An 18,005-nucleotide genomic window follows, 5' to 3' on the forward strand; every position below is an offset into this window, starting at 1 on the left:
CCGCAAGTCAGAACGGCAGGGTGAGATCAGGCGCGACAGTATAAAGCTGTGCACGGAAGACTTCCTGTATGCGCTTGAGTTCGTCCTCGCTTTCGGCCTCGAAACGCAGCACCAGCACCGGCGTGGTGTTGGACGCGCGCACCAGGCCCCAGCCTTTCGGGTAGTCGACACGCACGCCATCGAGCGTGGTGATGTTCGCTTCGCCCCAATGGGCGTCGCGATGCAGCGCTTCGATGATGGTGAACTTGCTTTCCTCGGTGACCTTGATGTTGATCTCCGGGGTGGAAATGTCATTGGGGAAGGCGGCGAATACCTGCTCGGCGGTGCGCTTGTCCTGACTGAGAATCTCCAGCAGGCGCACGGCGCTGTAGATGCCGTCGTCGAAGCCGTACCAGCGCTCCTTGAAGAACACATGGCCGCTCATCTCGCCGGCCAGCAACGCGCCGGTTTCCTTCATCTTCTTCTTGATCAGCGAGTGGCCGGTCTTCCACATCACCGGGCGACCGCCGTAGCCGCTGATCAATGGCGTCAGGCGACGCGTGCATTTGACGTCGAAGATGATGTCGGCGCCGGGATTGCGCGAAACCACATCCTTGGCGAAGAGCATCAGCAGACGGTCCGGGTACACCACGGTGCCTGCGTTGGTCACCACGCCGACGCGGTCGCCGTCGCCATCGAAAGCCAGGCCCAGGTCGGCGTTTTCGGACTTGACCTTAGCGATCAGGTCTTCGAGGTTTTCCAGCTTGCCCGGGTCCGGATGGTGGTTGGGGAAGTTGCCATCCACATCACAGAACAGCGGGATCACCTTGCAACCGAGTGCTTCGATCAGCTGCGGCGCGATCACGCCGGCGACGCCGTTGCCGCAGTCGACCACTACCTTGAGTGGTTTGGCCAGCGCGATGTCGTCACGCACGCGCTTGAAATAGCTTTCCAGCACGTCGACTTGCTCAACCTGGCCGGTGCCTTCTGCGAGATTGCCGGTCTCGATGCGCTGGCGCAGCGCCTGGATCTGTTCGTTGGCCAGGGTGTCGCCGGCGATGACGATCTTGAAGCCGTTGTAATCCGGCGGGTTGTGACTGCCGGTCAGCATCACGCCGGATTTGCCGGCCAGCACGTTGGCTGCGTAGTAGAGCACCGGAGTCGGCACCATGCCGACGTCGCTGACGCTGCAACCGCTGTCCGCCAGGCCTTGGATGAGGTGCTGGACCAGTTCCGGGCCGGACAGGCGGCCATCGCGGCCGACCGACACGTTGGGTTCGCCCTGAGCCAGGCTTTCGGAGCCGACTGCGCGGCCTACCCAATAGGCGGTTTCGTTAGTCAGGGTGTCGCCGACTACGCCACGGATGTCGTAGGCGCGGAAGATACTCGCGGGCAGTTGCGGGGCTTTCGGGGCGCTCATTGCGGTTTCTCGCTCCTTGGTGTCGAGGCCAAGCCAGTCCTGGTCCTCGTCGAGAATGTCTATATCGAGAATGTCGGTGTCTTGGAACAACGGATCGACGTACTCGTTGGATGGGGCTTGTCGGGCCGCCGGCTGCGGTGCAGTCGAGGCTTTCGGCGGCTCGGTGCCGGTAGTTCGTAGCGGCAGACGGGCCAGACTCTTGGCCAGCGTGTCGAGCGCCGGCAGGCTCAAAGTCGGTGTTTTGATGGCCTTGCCCGTAGAGAGTTCCTGGACCAGCCGTGCCAACTGTGTGACATCTTCGCGAAGCCGCCGCTGCTGGGCGCTCAGCACCAATTGCAAGCCCAGCAGGAAGCCGCACAGTGCCGCCAGTGCAGCGGCGAGCAACAAAAGAGGAGAAAGCGACGCGGTGCTGGACTCGGCGCCAGGCAGGAAGCTGAGCTTCCAGTTGGGGTTGGCGGAAGGCAGGGCGATCGCTTCGCTTTCCACGCCGTTGCCGCCTCGTTGCGCGAGAAGCTGAGCTGGCGCACTGCTGAATTGCTGGACCAGACGGAACTGGCCAGCCTCGCTGGGCAGTTTTGGCAAGGTGGAAAGCAGGCGCTCCAACGTCGTCACCAGCAGTAACGTGCCCTGCACAGGCCCTTGAGGGTCCGGGCGCAAAGCTACGGCGCTATATAGCAGCCAGCGGTTGTCTACCTTGAACGCCTCGGGCATCGGCGGCTGGCCATTCTCGGCGCGCTGTAACAAGTCCAAAGCAGCGAAATTCAGCGGGCCGGGACGCTCCGCGTTCTGGCGGGCTTGGCCGCGAAGGCTCAAATGCGCATCGACCACCCCGTCGCGATAGCTCAACTCGCGCTCGGTGGTGCGTAGCTGGTCGGGCTGTTCGCTACGCAGCGCGTCGAGCAGTTGGGGATCGCTGGCGGTTGAGCGAACGTCATCGGCCAATTGGCGCAGGGCTTGTTCCACTGCCGAGGCCTGGCTCTGACCCCAGGCCTGGGCCAGTTCGGATGCGTGTTCTCGCTGACTGGTCTGATAGGCGACCCAGAGCAGCGCACTGGCTGCCGCAAGCCCCAGCAAACCCGGTAGCAGACCGGGCATGAGCATCTTCAGCCCAGCGTTACGGCGCGGCTGAGCGGGGGCTGTGTCGGCGGGGTTGAGTACGCCGGTGTCCTTGGCTGTGCGCTTGAAGCGTTTCATGGAGCTCCTCTGATCGTCCCGAAAGCGGCTGGCTCAATGGCTGCCAGAGTGTCCGAAGCCACCGGTGCCGCGGTCACTGTCACAGAATTCGTTCACCAGTTCGAACTGCGCCTGGATGACCGGCACCAGCATCAATTGCGCGATGCGTTCGCCAACGGCGATGCTGAAAGATGTCTGCCCGCGGTTCCAGCAAGACACCATCAATTCGCCCTGGTAGTCGGAATCGATCAGCCCGACCAGGTTGCCGAGTACGATGCCGTGCTTGTGACCCAGCCCCGAGCGCGGCAACACCAGCGCCGCGAGATTCGGATCGGCGATATGGATCGACAAGCCGGTAGGAATCAGCAGGGTCTGACCTGGTTCGAGTGTGGTGTCCACTTGCAGCATGGCGCGCAGATCAAGCCCGGCGGAGCCGCTGGTGGCGTATTCAGGGAGGGGGAAGTCCCGGCCAAGGCGTGGATCGAGAACTTTCGCTTGGAGTTTGTGCATGTCGGTCAGGCCTTATGGAAACGGTCGGCGATGAAGGCGATCAGCTGGCGGGCGATGTGCCCTTTGCTGGCCTGGCTGAAACGGGTTTCGTGCTGCTGGCGATCGATGACCGTGACGGCGTTTTCTTCACTGTTGAAGCCGATGCTGGGGTTGGCCACATCATTGGCTACGATCAGGTCGAGATTCTTGTCGCGCAGCTTGCGCGTGGCGTATTCCAGCAGATTCTCCGTTTCGGCGGCGAAGCCGACGCTGAAGGGACGGTCTTCGCGGCTGGCCAGCGTGGCGAGGATATCCGGGTTGCGGACCATCTGCAGAAGCAGGCCGTCACCTTTGGTGGGGTCCTTCTTCAATTTGTGCGGCGCGACTACTTCTGGACGATAGTCCGCAACGGCCGCGGCTGCGATGAACAGGTCGCAAGGCATTGCAGCCTCGCATGCCGCGAGCATGTCGCGGGCACTGACCACATCGATGCGCTGCACGCGGTCGGGAGTCGGCAGGAAGACGGGACCGGCGACCAGCGTCACGCGCGCCCCCGCTTCAGCGGCAGCCTCAGCCAGGGCGAAGCCCATCTTGCCGGAGCTGTGATTGGTGATGTAACGCACTGGGTCGATGTTTTCCTGAGTCGGCCCGGCAGTGATCAACAGATGAAGACCGGTCAGCAGGCTGCGCTCGAAGCAGTCGGCGGCGGCATGGGCCAGATCATCGGGCTCCATCATCCGCCCCATTCCGACGTCGCCACAGGCCTGGCTGCCCGCCGCGGGGCCGAACATGCGAATGCCTCGTTGCTGCAGCAGAACGTGATTCGCCTGGGTTGCGGGATCGGCCCACATCGCCTGGTTCATCGCCGGGGCCAGCGCGACCGGTGCGTGGGTGGCCAGCACCAGGGTGGTCAGTAGGTCATTGGCGACGCCTTGAGCCAGACGTGCCATGAGGTCCGCCGTGGCGGGGGCGATCAAGACCAGATCGGCCCAGCGCGCCAGCTCGATATGTCCCATGGCGGCTTCGGCGGCCGGATCGAGCAGGTCCAGATGAACCGGATGCCCGGAAAGGGCCTGAAGGGTCAGCGGCGTGATGAATTCTCGACCGCCGCTGGTCATCACAACACGTACTTCGGCGCCCTGGTCGCGAAGCCGGCGAACCAGCTCGGCACTCTTGTAGGCGGCGATGCCGCCGCCGACGCCCAGGACGATGCGTTTACGATAAAGCCGCTGCATAGGCCTGCCTTGTTACGGGTGAGAACTGGTTCCGGCTGGGAGCCGGTTGCCGTGGATAAAAGGCCGCTAAGATAGCACAGCGCCCCAAAGGGTCTGTTCCCGTTTCGCTGCGAGCCGCGAACGGCAACAGACCCTAGTGCGGCGCGAGCTCAACATGGAGGTGACATGAGCATTCGGGACTGGCCTGCGGCGGAACGCCCGCGGGAAAAACTGCTGGAACACGGCGCGGCGGCTCTTTCCGACGCGGAGCTTCTGGCGATCTTTTTGCGCACCGGCGTGGCCGGCAAGAGCGCCGTGGATCTGGCCCGGCATCTGCTCAGTGAGTTCGGCAGCCTGCGCGCGCTGCTGGAAAGCGAGCTTGAGTCGTTCAGCGATCATCTGGGATTGGGGCCGGCGAAGTTCGCCCAGCTACAGGCCGTACTGGAAATGTCGCGCCGGCATCTGGCCGAGCGCATGCGTCGCGATTCGGCGCTGGAAAGCCCGCAGGCGGTACGCGATTACCTCAAGGCGCGGTTGCGGCATGAACCGCATGAGCTGTTCGCCTGCCTGTTTCTCGACGCCAAGCATCGCGTGCTGGCATTCGAGGTGCTGTTTCACGGCACCATCGACGGCGCCAGCGTTTATCCGCGGCAGGTCGTCAAACGCGCGCTGGCGCAGAACGCCGCAGCGGTCATTCTGACCCACAATCATCCGTCAGGCGTCGCTGAGCCGAGTCAGGCTGATCGGCAACTGACCCGCAAGCTCAGCGATGCGTTGGCGCTGATCGATGTGCGGGTGCTTGATCATTTCATCGTTGGGGATGGCGAGCCATTGTCGATGGCTGAGTACGGCTGGATGTGAGCGGCAGTGGCTCATGCCAGCAGCGGTACCAGCAGCAGCGGGATGAGCACGCTGAGCACGAAGCGTCCGTTCCAGCCCACGGCGATGCGCCAGGGCGATAGCTGGGCGTGGCGCGCCAGTAACAATGCCGAGGGCCCGTAAGGCGACAGCAGCATCGCCAGGGAGAAACCGAACAGCAGCGCTACTGCTGGCTGCAGCACCGCAAGGCCCTGGCTTGCCAGCTGCGCCAGCAGCGACGCGCACAGGTTCAGCGAGATGAGCGGGGCGACGCCAAGCAGCGCCAGCGCCATGATCGCTAGAGTGCCGATCGCACCCAATCCGAACAGCGCGAGCGGGATATCGCCGAGGTGATCGGCCAGGTGATGCACCGGCAAGATCGCCGCCACCAGCCCGGCGAGCAGTGCAGAGCTGGCGAAAATGAACGTCTCGTTGCGCATGCCGAGCAGGGTATCGCTGACCTCTCGGAACACCTGGCGCGGCGCTGTTCCTTGCCAGAGCAGGATGACGATCACCGCGAGCGGCACCAGCAGCATCGCGGCCTGGGTCGCGGAAAGCCAGGTCAACGCGGCCAGCACGGCGATCAAGACGATGCCGATCAGACTACCGATGAACAGGCCGCGCAAGCTGCCGCCGGGTTGCGTCGATTGCATCGAGGAATCGACGACAGGTTGGTCGGCCAGCTGTCGCAAACGACGGTTCTCGGTCGGCCAGCCGAACAGCAACAGGAGCAGGCCGCCGATGAGCCCGAACGGCAGCAGTGCGCTCCAGCTCAGGCCAGGCAACTCGCGGGTAAGGATGGCAACGGCGACGCTGGTCGGCGCTAATAAAGGAACCAGCGCGAAGCCGCGCAGCGCGGTGACCATTACTCCGCGCCGGCCCTCGTGGCGCTGGGCGTCGCTGTAGGGACGACGTTCGAGGTGGCTCTCCAGCGAGCCGCAAATCAGATTGAGCATGCCGAAGCTGAGCACCGAGCTGATCGCGAAGGTGCTCATCAGGTAACCGGGATAGAGCCACGCGCGTGGTCCCGCCAGCAACAGGCGATGCAGGTCGCTGAGCTGATGAAGCCGCTTGACCAGACAATGCATCAGCCCCAACGCACCGATGAAGGCTGCGTAATACGCCGCCGATGACAACATGCGCGCAGCCTGTTGCCAGTTCGCCCCGCCGGACAGCAACCAGTAACCGAGTAGAGCCAGGGTGACCATGGCCAGTCGCCGCGGGTAGGGCATCAGCGAACGCCAATGCCAGACGAAGAACACCGCCAGCAAGATGCCGCTGGCGACACTCAGCGGTTGTAGCCGAGTGATCAGCGCCAGCAGTTCGAAGAGCAGCGCCAGCGGCAGCAAAACGCTCATTCAGGCAGGCAGCTCACGACGCCGGGCGCCGCGTTTGAATACCCCTTCGCCGAACGCGATCAACCGATCCTGCTCATCCAGCAGATCGCAGCTGGCCATGAACACCTTGTGCCCGGCCGAGCGGCAGCGGGCAATCGCTCTGACCCGGCAGCCCGCGGCCGCGGGCGCGCTGAAATTGATGTTCATGGACAGCGTCAGCGCTACGCGTCGCTCCGTCGGGTCCGCCTCCCAGGTGCCGCACAACCCCATGGCGACATCCATCAGAGTTGCCATGACGCCGCCGTGCATGTTGCTAGCATTGTTCAGGTGGCGGGGCAGCAGATCCAGGGTGAGGACGGCGTGCTCCGGACCGTAGGCTAGCAGTTGGCAGCCGATGTCCTGGAAGAAGCCGGTCACCGAGGCCTGAACCTGTTGCAGTTGGGCAGATGAATAGGGAGAAGTGGACATGGCGTTTCGGTCGAGGATGGCTTGCTAAGGAGACTGGCAGTCTTTAGGCTCTGGGTCAATCAAGGCGGAATGTTATTCCGCACTGCGGAATTTTAAGGGTGGGTCCGAGACAGTCGCAACGCTATCTTCATCGAGGAGGTTCGTATGTTTTCCCGTATCGGCATCATCGGCGCTGGCGCCATGGGGCGCGGCATCGCGCAATTGTTCGCCAGCGCCGGTCAGCAGGTCTGGCTGTATGACAGTCGTCCCGAAACCATCGAACAAGCGCTGCAATTCAACCGTGAACTGCTCGAGCGCAGCGTAGCCAAGGGCCGCTTAAGTGCCGATGAATTGCCGGCGGTTTTGGAGCGCATGCAGCCGGCTCATCAGCTGGTCGAGCTGTCCGGCTGCGATTTGCTGATCGAAGCCATCGTCGAAAATCTCGAAGCCAAGCAGAGCCTGTTCGTCGAGCTGGAAGGGTTGGTTGCCGCCGACGCCGTGCTCGCGACCAATACCTCATCGCTTTCGGTAACCCGCATTGCCAGTGCCTGCGCGCGTCCCGAGCGGGTCGCCGGCTACCACTTCTTCAATCCGGTGACCTTGATGAAGCTGGTCGAGGTGGTTCGCGGCGAGCGCACCGACCCTGCGGTTATCGAGCGGCTGGTGCAACTGGCCGAGCAGGCTGGTCACTTCCCGGCGATCACCCCGGATACTCCGGGCTTTCTGGTCAATCATGCCGGCCGCGCATACGGCACCGAGGCGCAGCGCATCCTTAGCGAAGGCATTGCCACGCCGGAGCAGATCGACCGTATTCTGCGCGACGGTCCCGGTTTCCGCATGGGCCCGTTCGAGCTGTTCGACCTGACGGGGCTGGACATTTCCCATGCGGTGATGGAGTCGGTACACGACCAGTTCTATTACGACCCGCGCTATACGCCGTCCTACCTCGCTGCGCAGCGAGTAGCGGCTGGGTTGCTTGGGCGCAAGACGGGGCAAGGGTTCTATCGCTACGAAGAGGGTCAGCAGATCCGCCCGGCGGAGCCCCGTTTCGAGCCGGTGACCCTCGATCGGCCGTTCTGGCTCGACAGCATCGAGCCCGAGCTGCGCAGTCAGGTCGGCGCGATCCTGCAACAGGCGGGTGCCGTACTTGAAGACGGCATCGATCCGTCGAGCCAGGCGATCTGCCTGATCACGCCGTTGGGCGAGGACGCCAGCAACTATATCGAGCGGCTGGCGCTACCAGCGGTGCGTACCATCGCCCTTGACCCGTTCGGCGACCTCGACAAGCGCCGCGTGCTGATGCGCCAGCCTGCGCTGGATCCGGCGCTGGAAGCGCAGGCGCGCCAGGCGCTCGGTGCGGACGGCGTGCCGGTGGAGGTGATCAACGACTCGCCGGGTTTCGTCAGCCAGCGCATCATTGCCAGCATCGTCAATCTTGGCTGCGAAATCGCCCAGAAGGGCATCGCTTCGCCGGATACGCTCGATCGCGCCGTAACTGTCGCGCTCGGCTACCCAAAGGGGCCGCTGGGGTTTGCCGAACACTACAACCCCGCACGAATCCTCACGATTCTGGAAGGCATGCAAACCTGCTATGGCCACGAGCCGCGTTATCGCCCGAGCCCTTGGCTGCGGCGGCGGGTGCAGCTCGGTCTGCCGCTAACCGCGCCGGATGCGCCGCGCTGAATTCACACCCGGAGCGTTAGAGAGCGGCTTAAGGTTGGCAATGAGCTGCCGCTAACCCGGTAGACCCGAATGCCGAGCGGTATGGACGTGGAGTCGCGTCCATGCCGCTTGATAAAGGCCAGTTGCTACCAAGGGGTTATGTTCATTGGTGGCCAAGAGGGGTACAACTCGCTCGTTACCGGATGAAAACAAGAGGCCATCGATGCGCCCTGCCTTCCGCCTACACCCCAATGTCTGCCTGTTGCACGCGGTCTCGCTGCTGGCGCTTTTGTCCTTCCTTCAGTGGATGAAACTGCCGTTCTACCTCACAGCCCTTTCGATATTGCTGCTCAGCCTATGGCCCTGGTTAGGTCCGTGGCGCGTCCAAACGGATCCGCCTGGTTCGAGCGACGCCAATGCCCAGAGCTCTGCTGCGCTGAGCAAAAGCCTTTCGCGGCACACTTGCCACAATGCCCTGTCGGCGGCTCAAGTGTCATTCAGTGCCGAGCAACTTGCGGCACGCCTGCAATCGCAGCTGGCGGCGATCAGCGAGATAGCCAACGGCGCCGAGGCGATGACCGCGACCGAGCAGGACAGCGCTACCCGCGCGCGTCACTCACTGGAGGCCGCCGAAGCGGTGCGGCGCAGCAGCGACAGCGGGCGAGCCGAACTGCAGCATGCGATCGAACGCATGCAGCGGCTCAGCGCACAGACCGAAGCCAGTCGCGAACTGCTCGACGGACTCTCAGCGCGCACCGAAGAGATACGCCAGATCACCGATGTGATCCAGTCCATCGCCAGCCAGACCAACCTGCTTGCGCTCAACGCGGCGATCGAGGCCGCGCGTGCCGGGGAGGCCGGTCGCGGTTTCGCGGTGGTCGCCGATGAGGTGCGCAACCTCGCCGGGCGCACCAGCAGCGCCACCGAAGCGGTTGGACGGATGGTGAGCGATATCCGCGAGCAGAGCGGGGCAGTGGTCAGCCATATTCAGAAGCAGGCCAGCGAACTCGACGAAGCCGCCGAGCAGATTGCAGGCACCGGCGCCCAGCTCACCGGTATTGCCGATCTGGCTGGCGATGTCGAAACCCAGGTGGCGGAAATTGCCTCCGGTACCGCCAATAATCACGAGCGACTCGCGCAGCTTTTCGTGGCACTGGACCAGCTGCGTGGTGACGTGCTGGAGAGCGAGACTCAAACCCGCCAGCTGGAGCAGTCCGCGGAGAAGCTTGTCGGCCAGGCGGAAACCGTCAGCGAGCAGCTCGCCGAAGTGCAGCTCGACGACTATCACCAGGGCATCTTCGATCTGGCACGAGAAGGCGCGGCGGCTATCGGTGCGCGTTTCGAGGCGGATCTGCAAGCTGGGCGACTAACGGTCGATGATCTTTTCGATCGCAATTACAAAGCGCAGCCGGGGACCAATCCGATCCGCTACAGCACCCGTTTCGATCGCTATGCCGATGAAGTCCTGCCGGCGATTCAGGAGCCGTTGCTCGAGCGTGACGATGCGCTGATCTACGCCATCGCCACTACGCCGGACGGCTACGTGCCGACTCACAACCGCGCCTTCAGCCAGCCTCCGGTCGGCGATCCGGAGGTCGACAAGGGTAAGAGTCGCAGCAAGCGGCTGTTCAATGACCGCACCGGCGGGCGCTGTGGCAGCCACCAGCGCAAGGTGCTGTTGCAGACCTATAGCCGCGATACCGGCGAGTTGATGCATGACCTTTCGGTGCCGATCATGGTGGGCGATCGTCATTGGGGTGGTCTGCGGTTGGGCTATCGCCCCGAGCCTTAACGGGCAACGGCGCGTTGGCACAAGCGCCTTGACCTTTGGCACTCGTCCACCACGGGTTGCCGCCCCGCATGTGGACAAGCTGGCTAAGCTTGCCGGACAGCATCTGGAGCTCGCCCTATGAAAACCTTGACCGATCACTTGGCACAGTACGCTGCCTACCACCGCGACCCGCGCAACCTGCTCAGCCATTTCATCGGCATTCCGATGATCGTGCTGGCCGTCGCGGCGTTGCTTTCGCGTCCCGGTATGGATGTTTCTGGACTATGGTTGAGCCCGGTTGCGCTGGTTGCCTTGGCCTCGGTGCTGTTCTATTTGCGGCTAGACTTGCGCTTCGGTGCACTCATGGGGGCGGTGTTGCTGCTCTGCGTCTGGGTCGGTGCGCAGCTGGCGCAGCAGACGACCGCCATCTGGCTGAGCGCGGGGGTTGGATTGTTCGTGGTGGGCTGGATCATCCAATTCGTCGGGCATTACTACGAAGGGCGTAAGCCTGCATTCGTTGACGACCTCACCGGGCTGATCATCGGGCCGCTGTTCGTCGCGGCCGAACTAGGGTTCATGCTCGGCTTGCGTGAGTCGTTGCGTCAGGACATCGAGGCGCGAGTCGGGCCGGTACGGCTGCGTCAGCGCCCGATTGATGCCTGACCTGGCGCATCGTCAGGGAACGAGCGCCATCCACTGATCACTGAGACTGCGGGCGTGGCGGTCCACCATGATGGGCGCGAACGGCCGACCCGACGCGGTATTGAAGCTGTTGTTACCGCTGTTCATGTCTTCGAGCGCCACCTTGAGGAAATCCCAGCGGGTCTTCAGCTTGGCGATAGCCGGATTCGATTGGCTGTCCAGGGCGGCGAGTTGCTCATCGATGGAGGGCACCAGATGTCGCTCGTCTTGCCCAAGGTAGGTGTCCGGTTGTTCGCGAGCCGTTTCGAAGGAGCCCACATAGGCGCGGCTTAGGTATTGAACGGTTAGATATTCCACCTTGGCTGGCAGCTCGGCGCGGAAATCGGCGCCCTGCTGGCTGCGTACCTCGCTGAGGAAGTCGCGTAGCGCCTTGCTCATCTGCAGCGGCCAACCCCAGGGCATGTCGTCTTCTTCGTAACCGAAGCCAGCCCCTTCGCGGAGTGTGGCTTGCAATGTCTGATGCAGCTCGCGCAGCTCATTACTGGCGGCGGGGAAGCTGTTCAGCGTGTCGGTTAGTGCCTTGAGGTCGCCTTCCATCCTTGCCAGATGAGCTTTTTGAAAGCCTTCGCCGCGGTAGAGCAGGAGACTGCTGACTGCACGGTTGGCATGGATCTGCATGCTTTCCAGAGCGGTGAAGGTTTGAGCCTGGGCGGAATTGAGCAGCGCTGGGAACCAGCTCGCCAGCACAATCACCATCAATATCCATTTACGATGATGCATGTCGCGCTCCTTTTTATTTTTATAGAAGCAGTGCCGTATCCGGCATCGGTGCGGCAGCCTAGCTGCCCGATGGCACCTTGGTACCATGGCGAGAAGCGAAAGCAAGCGAGGCGGCGGTTTCGCTGGGTAGATTGGCGCAAATACCTTGCAACCTCGGTACGTTGCAAAGGTCGCTCAGAGCATCCGTTCCAGCCCGATCCACTGACTGAACCAGGCGTTGAAACGCCGCCAGGCGCCGCCGGGCTCATCCAGGAGCACCTTGCGTCGCCCCTCGTCTTCAGCGATCCAGACCAGCTGTTTTTCGCCGTCGAGCTCGACCAGCCGGACTTCGTAGCTCACCGCTGGCGAGGTGCCTTCAAGCGTCAGCCGTTGTACTTCCCCGGCCAGTTCGGTGCTCTCGATCAGGATGCCGACTTCGGTGTTCCAGAGAACCGAACGCGGGTCGAAGTTAAACGAGCCGAGGAATACTTCCTGCCGGTCGAACACCGCGGCCTTGCTGTGCAGGCTGGATTCCGACTCGCCGCTCAGGTTATAGGAGGCTTCCTGATCAGGCTGCCGGCGCAACTCGAACAAGCGCACGCCGGCTTCGAGCAGCTCGCGACGATAAGGTGCGTAACCGCCATGCACGATCGGGACATCGGTCGCCTCCAGCGAGTTGGTGAGAATGCGGATGGCCACGCCGTTTTCGGCGTGGCGCGCGAGGTAGTCCACGCCGTCCTGGGTGGGGACGAAATAGGCGGAAATCAGCGTCATCTCGCGGGTGACGGCGTCCATGCTCGGCTGCAGCTGGGTCGTCAGCAGCAGGTGCTCGTCGGGAATGCCGTTGGCGGTGATCTTGTCCGGGTGGTCCCACATGGCTTCGCCGGGCGCCCAGATCAGCCCCTGCAGCCACTGTGCGCGAGGCGGCCCGTCCAGTTCTGCCATCAGCCGCTGGTAGCGCTGCGGAGTGCGCTGGCGCTCCGCTTGCAGGTACTCCACGATCTGCTGGCGCGCTTCGTCCAGCGCCGCGACGCTAGGCGGACTGCGCAGGAAATGCTGGATGGGGACGCTGAGACCATGGTTCCAGTACTGATCGAAGCTGGTCGCCAGCTGCCGGGCCACCGGCCCGGCGCCGAGCAGATCGATGTCATTGAAGTTCAGGCCTTTCTCGGCATCGAAATATTCGTCGCCAAGATTACGCCCGCCGACGATGGCCAGGCTGTTGTCGGCCAGCATCAGCTTGTTATGCATGCGCCGATGCTGCAGTGAAAGATGCAGCAGGCGACCCACGGTACGGGTAACGATGTTGCTGCGCCCGACATGCAGGGGATTGAAAACACGGATGAGAATGTTCGGGTGGGCTGCCAGGGTTGCGATTTGATAGTCGCTGCCGTCGCTGGTTGTGTCATCGAGCAGCAACCGGACCCTGACGCCGCGATCGGCAGCCTTGAGCACTTCGTCGATCAATGCACGGGTGCTGAGGCCGTCATGGACGATGTAGTACTGCACATCCAGGCTCGTTTCTGCTGCACGGATCATTCTGACTCGAGCGGCGAAGGCTTCGGCGCTCGAAGACAGCAGGCGAAAGCCCGAATGCCCGGACGGCTGGTCGGCGGCCAATGCTTCGATTCGCCGTGCCAGTTCCGAATCCTGGCTTGGCAGGGCGTGGCTCGTGGGTGCGGTAACCAGCTGCCCGGCGCAGCCTGCCAGCAACAGCATCGCCACGAACACCAGATGTTTGCGCAAGGAGCACCTTTTCGTTGTTAGGGTTCCATGACGATTGGACGTCAGCGCAACGGTGAAATTCAGAACTGGTCCTTGAGCCTGTACCAGAGCATGCCCAATGCCAGCAGCGGAGAGCGCAGCCGCTGGCCGCCAGGGAAAGTCGGGTGCGGTACGCGGGCGAACAGATCGAATCGCCCTTGAACCTGGCCGCTGATGGCTTCGGCAAGCAGCCGCCCGGCAAGGTGGGTGGCGTTCAGCCCGTGGCCTGCATAGGCCTGGGCGTAATACACGTTGGGTTGATCGGGCAGGCGACCAATCTGTGGCAGCCGATTGGCGCCGATGCCAATCATCCCGCCCCACTGGAAGTCGATGCCGATGCCGCGCAGCTGCGGGAACACCTTGAGCATCTTCGGCTGCATGTAGGCGGCGATGTCCTTCGGATCGCGACCGGAATAATGGCAGGCGCCACCGAACAGCAGGCGCCGATCGGCCGAGAGACGAAAATAATCCAGCGCCACCCGCTGATCGCAGACCGCCATGTTCTGCGGTAACAGTTCATGGGCCAGCGCCTCGGGCAGCGGCTCGGTGGCGATGATATAGCTGCCGGCTGGCAGTACTTTGCCGGCGAGTTCCGGATTCAATCCGCGCAGGTAAGCGTTGCAGGCGAGCACCAGTTGCCCGGCGCGGACGCTGCCTTGCGCGGTATGCACGCGCACCTCGTGACCGTAATCGATGCGCGTGACTGCCGACTGTTCGAACAGGCGTACGCCCAGCGACTGCGCGGCGGCGGCTTCCCCCAGCGCCAGATTGAGTGGATGCAGGTGTCCCGAGCCCATATCCACCAGGCCGCCCACGTAACGATCGGAGCCAATCACCTCGCGCATGGCATCTTTCGCCACGCGGCGCAGCGGATGCGGATAGCCCAGGCGCATGAGGTCGGCGTAATCGGCGTCGAAGCCCTCGACATGTCGCGGCTTCGTCGCCAGATCGCAATAGCCCCAGGTCAGATCACAGTCGATGGCATGGCGCTCGATACGCTGGCGGACGATATCGACCGCCTCGAAGCCCATGCGCTTGAGTTCGTCGACGCCCTCGGCACCGATTATCGACTGGAACTGCTCGACGTCATGACCAACGCCGCGAATCAACTGGCCGCCATTGCGCCCGCTGGCGCCCCAGCCGATCCGGTGCGCCTCCAACAGCACCACCGACAGGCCGCGCTCGGCCAGTTCGATAGCTGTGTTGAGCCCACTGAAACCGCCGCCGACGATGCAGACGTCCGCAACCTGCTCACCTTCCAGGCGTGACAGGGCGAGCCGTTGGTTGACGCTGGCTGCGTAATAGGAGGCTGCGTGATCTTCGCTGTGAATGGCCGCTTGGCGGGTGTGCATGAACGAACCTTGAGTTGATGGCCTGTTTCAAGGGTAGACCGGCGGGTGGTTGCGGGGCAAAAAAGCAGCTTAGAAGCTGGAAAGCATGAAGCTGCTATTCCGGAACCGGCAGTTCGAGCGACTCCTTCACTTCTTCCATGACGATATAGCTCTTGGATTCGCGTACGTGCGGCAGCTTGAGCAGGATGTCACCCAGCAGCTTGCGGTACGAGGCCATCTCCGAAATGCGCGCCTTGATCAGGTAATCGAAGTCGCCTGACACCAGATGGCATTCCAGCACATGGGGCAGCTTGAGCACGGCGCGGCGGAATTCCTCGAAGATGTCGCCGGATTTGTAAGCCAGGCTGATCTCGACGAACACCAGCAGCCCACCCTTGAGATGCTGCGGGTTTAGCCGCGCGGTGTAGCCCATGATGATGCCCTCGCGCTCCAGTCGGCGCACTCGCTCGGTGCAGGGCGTGGTGGACAGGCCGATGCGTTCGCCCAGCTCTGTAAACGGCATACGGCCCTCTGCCTGAAGCAGACGAAGGATCTGACGGTCGATCTTGTCCAGCTCGCGGCGGGTCTGATGCTTGGTTCGCACAGGATTATCGCCTCCACAAAAAGCGTTTTCGACGTGAATAAAACGCAAAGATAGCTGTTTATATAGAGAAAACCACTAGTCGACGCTTTCTATACTCCGCACTAACAGTGACTGAAAACCCGGTCAGCGAGCGGGTGGGAGGCGGCGATGCGTGTTCTGGTAATGGGTGGCGGCGTGATCGGCACGACCAGTGCCTATTATCTGGCTCGTGCCGGCTTTGAAGTGGTGGTCGTCGACCGTCAACCAGCCGTGGCGATGGAAACCAGCTTTGCCAACGCCGGGCAGGTGTCGCCCGGTTACGCCTCGCCCTGGGCTGCGCCCGGCGTGCCGCTCAAGGCCATAAAATGGCTGCTGCAACGGCACGCGCCGCTGGCGATCAAGCTCACCGGCGACATCCAGCAATACCTGTGGATGGCACAGATGCTGCGCAACTGTACGGCGGCGCGCTATGCGGTGAACAAGGAGCGAATGGTGCGGCTGTCCGAATACAGCCGTGATTGCCTCGACGAGCTACGTGCCGAAACCGGTATCGACTACGAAGGTCGGCAATGCGGCACGACTCAGCTGTTCCGCACCCAGGCGCAGCTGGACGCCGCAGCCAAGGACATCGCCGTGCTGGAAGCCTCGGGCGTGCCTTACGAGTTGCTCGACCGCGCCGGCATCGCCCGTGCCGAGCCGGCACTGGCGAAGGTGGCCGACAAGCTCAGCGGCGCGCTGCGCCTGCCTAACGACCAGACCGGCGACTGTCAGCTGTTTACCACCAGGCTGGCCGAGATGGCGCGTGAGTTGGGTGTGGAGTTTCGCTTCAATCAGGACATTCAGCGCCTGCAATATTCCGGCGACCGCCTCGACGGCGTGTGGATCGACGGCAAGCTGGAAACCGCCGATCGCTATGTGCTGGCGCTGGGCAGCTACAGCTCCCAGATGCTCAAGCCGCTGGGCATCCGCGCTCCGGTTTATCCGCTCAAGGGTTACTCGCTCACCGTGCCGATCAGCGACCCGGCCATGGCGCCGGTATCCACGGTGCTGGATGAAACCTACAAGGTCGCCATCACTCGCTTCGATCAGCGCATCCGTGTGGGTGGGATGGCCGAGATTGCCGGTCACGACCTGTCGCTCAATCCGCGCCGGCGCGAAACCCTGCAAATGGTCGTTGGCGATCTGTTTCCGCTGGGTGGCGATCCGAGCGGCGCGGAACTCTGGACCGGACTGCGCCCGGCGACTCCCGACGGCACCCCGATTGTCGGTGCCACCGCCTATCGCAACCTGTATCTCAATACCGGCCACGGCACCCTGGGCTGGACCATGGCCTGCGGGTCTGGCCGCCTGCTGGCCGATCTGCTGGCGAATAAACGCACCCAGATCAGCATTGATGGCCTGGATGTTTCCCGTTACGGCACGACCAAGGAGCCGCACAAGCATGCCCATACAGCGCCTGCACACTGACGCTCGCATGAGCCAGATCGTCATTCACGGCAACACCGTCTATCTGGCTGGTCAGGTGGGTGAAGACATGAGTGCCGGTGTCGAGCAGCAGACGCGCGAAACCCTCGATAACGTCGAGCGGCTGCTGCGTCAGGCCGGCACGGACAAGCAGCACATTCTGTCGGTGACCATCTACCTCAAGGACATCGAGGCGGATTTCGCCGGCATGAATGCGATCTGGGATCAGTGGTTGCCCGACGGCGTCGCGCCAGCACGGGCCACCGTCGAAGCCAAACTGTGCGAGCCGGAAATTCTCGTCGAACTGTCGGTCGTAGCGGCGCTGCCGGAGTGAATCCCGTCCGTTGCCGTCAGTCACTTCATTTCGGCCTGACGTGTTGTAAATACTGAACGCCCTCGCCATCATAGCGGCACTGTATTTCGCGCTTGATTGAGGGCTCCCGTATTGGACGTCGGCGTTCGACTGCAAACCATCCGCAAACTCAAGGGCTTGTCCCAGCGCGAACTCGCCAAACGTGCAGGCGTTACCAACAGCACGATTTCCATGATCGAAAAGAACAGCGTCAGCCCGTCCATCAGCTCGCTGAAAAAGGTGCTGAGCGGCATTCCCATGTCGCTGGTCGAGTTCTTCTCGCCCGATTTCGAGCAGGACGGCGACACCCAGGTGGTCTACAAGGCGGGTGAGCTGATCGATATTTCCGACGGTGCGGTGAGCATGAAGCTCGTCGGCAAGGCGCATCCGGGGCGGGCCATCGCGTTTCTCGCCGAAACCTATCCGCCCGGTTCCGATACCGGAACGGACATGCTGGCGCACCAGGGCGAAGAGGCCGGCATGTTGGTTGAGGGACGTCTGGAACTGACGGTGAGCGGGCAGACCTATCTGCTCGAAACCGGTGACAGCTACTACTTCGAAAGCAGCAAACCGCATCGTTTCCGTAATCCGTTCGATACGCCTGCCAAGCTGATCAGTGCGACCACGCCCGCGAATTTCTGAGCCTGCCGGCGGCATTGGCGCAGGTGGGCTGGCGGTGCGACACGGCGTCGCTGGGCAGGCATGCGCGATATGGGTTGTTTCGGCAAGCATGGCTTGCCGCTATACTAGCCGCCGCCCG

General features: G+C 62.8%; 16 protein-coding genes. 7 read left to right on the forward strand and 9 right to left on the reverse strand.

Annotated elements, in window-relative coordinates; translation table 11 throughout:
* Positions 1–7: 7 nt before the first annotated feature.
* The 3 genes from algC to coaBC form a co-directional block, all read right to left on the reverse strand.
* On the reverse strand, positions 8–1,399 hold the full coding sequence (algC, locus tag NA645_RS04450) for a phosphomannomutase/phosphoglucomutase (RefSeq protein WP_256047827.1): 1,392 nt from the start codon (positions 1,397–1,399) through the stop codon (positions 8–10).
* A 1,227-nt stretch (positions 1,400–2,626) separates the two neighbouring features.
* Positions 2,627–3,082 carry a dUTP diphosphatase gene (dut, locus tag NA645_RS04455; protein ID WP_256047717.1) on the reverse strand — a complete coding sequence of 152 codons (456 nt, stop codon included), beginning with the start codon at positions 3,080–3,082 and terminating at the stop codon, positions 2,627–2,629.
* A gap of 5 nt (positions 3,083–3,087) precedes the next feature.
* On the reverse strand, positions 3,088–4,296 hold the full coding sequence (gene coaBC, locus NA645_RS04460) for a bifunctional phosphopantothenoylcysteine decarboxylase/phosphopantothenate--cysteine ligase CoaBC (RefSeq protein WP_256047718.1): 1,209 nt from the start codon (positions 4,294–4,296) through the stop codon (positions 3,088–3,090).
* 165 nt (positions 4,297–4,461) lie between these two features.
* Here coaBC and radC point away from each other — a divergent pair, with 165 nt between their 5' ends.
* Positions 4,462–5,136: a RadC family protein gene (gene radC / locus NA645_RS04465; RefSeq protein ID WP_197445243.1), complete on the forward strand. Its 675-nt coding sequence runs from the start codon at positions 4,462–4,464 to the stop codon at positions 5,134–5,136.
* Between the two features lie 11 nt (positions 5,137–5,147).
* On the opposite strand, the gene NA645_RS04470 is transcribed toward radC, so the two are convergent.
* Both NA645_RS04470 and NA645_RS04475 read right to left on the reverse strand, forming a co-directional pair.
* Positions 5,148–6,491 (reverse strand): hypothetical protein, encoded by a 1,344-nt coding sequence (locus tag NA645_RS04470; protein WP_256047719.1) that lies wholly within the window; start codon positions 6,489–6,491, stop codon positions 5,148–5,150.
* Positions 6,492–6,938 carry a PaaI family thioesterase gene (locus NA645_RS04475; RefSeq protein WP_256047720.1) on the reverse strand — a complete coding sequence of 149 codons (447 nt, stop codon included), beginning with the start codon at positions 6,936–6,938 and terminating at the stop codon, positions 6,492–6,494.
* A gap of 144 nt (positions 6,939–7,082) precedes the next feature.
* Between NA645_RS04475 and NA645_RS04480 the strand changes: the two genes are divergently transcribed.
* The 3 genes from NA645_RS04480 (at position 7,083) to NA645_RS04490 (ending at position 11,013) form a co-directional block, all read left to right on the forward strand.
* On the forward strand, positions 7,083–8,600 hold the full coding sequence (locus NA645_RS04480; protein WP_256047721.1) for a 3-hydroxyacyl-CoA dehydrogenase: 1,518 nt from the start codon (positions 7,083–7,085) through the stop codon (positions 8,598–8,600).
* Between the two features lie 202 nt (positions 8,601–8,802).
* Positions 8,803–10,371 carry a methyl-accepting chemotaxis protein gene (locus NA645_RS04485; RefSeq protein ID WP_256047722.1) on the forward strand — a complete coding sequence of 523 codons (1,569 nt, stop codon included), beginning with the start codon at positions 8,803–8,805 and terminating at the stop codon, positions 10,369–10,371.
* Positions 10,372–10,488: 117 nt separating this feature from the next.
* Positions 10,489–11,013 carry a DUF962 domain-containing protein gene (locus tag NA645_RS04490; protein WP_256047723.1) on the forward strand — a complete coding sequence of 175 codons (525 nt, stop codon included), beginning with the start codon at positions 10,489–10,491 and terminating at the stop codon, positions 11,011–11,013.
* A gap of 12 nt (positions 11,014–11,025) precedes the next feature.
* Here NA645_RS04490 and NA645_RS04495 read toward each other — a convergent pair whose 3' ends face one another.
* The 4 genes from NA645_RS04495 to NA645_RS04510 form a co-directional block, all read right to left on the reverse strand.
* A complete protein-coding gene (locus NA645_RS04495; protein ID WP_256047724.1) occupies positions 11,026–11,772 on the reverse strand; it encodes a hypothetical protein in 747 nt (248 codons plus the stop codon).
* Between the two features lie 174 nt (positions 11,773–11,946).
* A complete protein-coding gene (locus tag NA645_RS04500) occupies positions 11,947–13,497 on the reverse strand; it encodes a phospholipase D family protein (RefSeq protein ID WP_256047725.1) in 1,551 nt (516 codons plus the stop codon).
* Positions 13,498–13,556: 59 nt separating this feature from the next.
* Positions 13,557–14,867, reverse strand: a complete 1,311-nt coding sequence (locus NA645_RS04505) for an NAD(P)/FAD-dependent oxidoreductase (RefSeq protein WP_256047726.1) — start codon at positions 14,865–14,867, stop codon at positions 13,557–13,559.
* A gap of 94 nt (positions 14,868–14,961) precedes the next feature.
* A complete protein-coding gene (locus NA645_RS04510) occupies positions 14,962–15,450 on the reverse strand; it encodes an Lrp/AsnC ligand binding domain-containing protein (protein ID WP_045431082.1) in 489 nt (162 codons plus the stop codon).
* A 147-nt stretch (positions 15,451–15,597) separates the two neighbouring features.
* Between NA645_RS04510 and dadA the strand changes: the two genes are divergently transcribed.
* From dadA to NA645_RS04525, 3 genes are all read left to right on the forward strand, one after another.
* Complete coding sequence (gene dadA / locus NA645_RS04515) at positions 15,598–16,896, forward strand: D-amino acid dehydrogenase (RefSeq protein ID WP_256047727.1); 1,299 nt, start codon at positions 15,598–15,600, stop codon at positions 16,894–16,896.
* Complete coding sequence (locus NA645_RS04520) at positions 16,871–17,227, forward strand: RidA family protein (RefSeq protein WP_256047728.1); 357 nt, start codon at positions 16,871–16,873, stop codon at positions 17,225–17,227. The genes dadA and NA645_RS04520 overlap by 26 nt, the downstream gene beginning before the upstream one ends.
* Positions 17,228–17,338: 111 nt before the next feature.
* Positions 17,339–17,887 carry a cupin domain-containing protein gene (locus NA645_RS04525; RefSeq protein ID WP_256047729.1) on the forward strand — a complete coding sequence of 183 codons (549 nt, stop codon included), beginning with the start codon at positions 17,339–17,341 and terminating at the stop codon, positions 17,885–17,887.
* Positions 17,888–18,005 lie beyond the last annotated feature (118 nt).

Source organism: Stutzerimonas stutzeri, from assembly GCF_024448955.1.
GTDB classification, from domain to species: domain Bacteria; phylum Pseudomonadota; class Gammaproteobacteria; order Pseudomonadales; family Pseudomonadaceae; genus Stutzerimonas; species Stutzerimonas stutzeri_AQ.

Excerpts from the sequence above, each read along its gene's own strand:
- NA645_RS04475 (WP_256047720.1), bottom strand. The coding sequence starts at position 6,938 with ATGTCCACTTCTCCCTATTCATCTGCCCAACTGCAACAGGTTCAGGCC.
- algC (WP_256047827.1), bottom strand. The coding sequence starts at position 1,399 with ATGAGCGCCCCGAAAGCCCCGCAACTGCCCGCGAGTATCTTCCGCGCC.
- NA645_RS04520 (WP_256047728.1), top strand. The coding sequence starts at position 16,871 with ATGCCCATACAGCGCCTGCACACTGACGCTCGCATGAGCCAGATCGTC.
- NA645_RS04490 (WP_256047723.1), top strand. The coding sequence starts at position 10,489 with ATGAAAACCTTGACCGATCACTTGGCACAGTACGCTGCCTACCACCGC.
- NA645_RS04470 (WP_256047719.1), bottom strand. The coding sequence starts at position 6,491 with ATGAGCGTTTTGCTGCCGCTGGCGCTGCTCTTCGAACTGCTGGCGCTG.
- dadA (WP_256047727.1), top strand. The coding sequence starts at position 15,598 with ATGCGTGTTCTGGTAATGGGTGGCGGCGTGATCGGCACGACCAGTGCC.
- NA645_RS04485 (WP_256047722.1), top strand. The coding sequence starts at position 8,803 with ATGCGCCCTGCCTTCCGCCTACACCCCAATGTCTGCCTGTTGCACGCG.
- coaBC (WP_256047718.1), bottom strand. The coding sequence starts at position 4,296 with ATGCAGCGGCTTTATCGTAAACGCATCGTCCTGGGCGTCGGCGGCGGC.
- NA645_RS04495 (WP_256047724.1), bottom strand. The coding sequence starts at position 11,772 with ATGCATCATCGTAAATGGATATTGATGGTGATTGTGCTGGCGAGCTGG.
- radC (WP_197445243.1), top strand. The coding sequence starts at position 4,462 with ATGAGCATTCGGGACTGGCCTGCGGCGGAACGCCCGCGGGAAAAACTG.
- NA645_RS04480 (WP_256047721.1), top strand. The coding sequence starts at position 7,083 with ATGTTTTCCCGTATCGGCATCATCGGCGCTGGCGCCATGGGGCGCGGC.
- dut (WP_256047717.1), bottom strand. The coding sequence starts at position 3,082 with ATGCACAAACTCCAAGCGAAAGTTCTCGATCCACGCCTTGGCCGGGAC.
- NA645_RS04505 (WP_256047726.1), bottom strand. The coding sequence starts at position 14,867 with ATGCACACCCGCCAAGCGGCCATTCACAGCGAAGATCACGCAGCCTCC.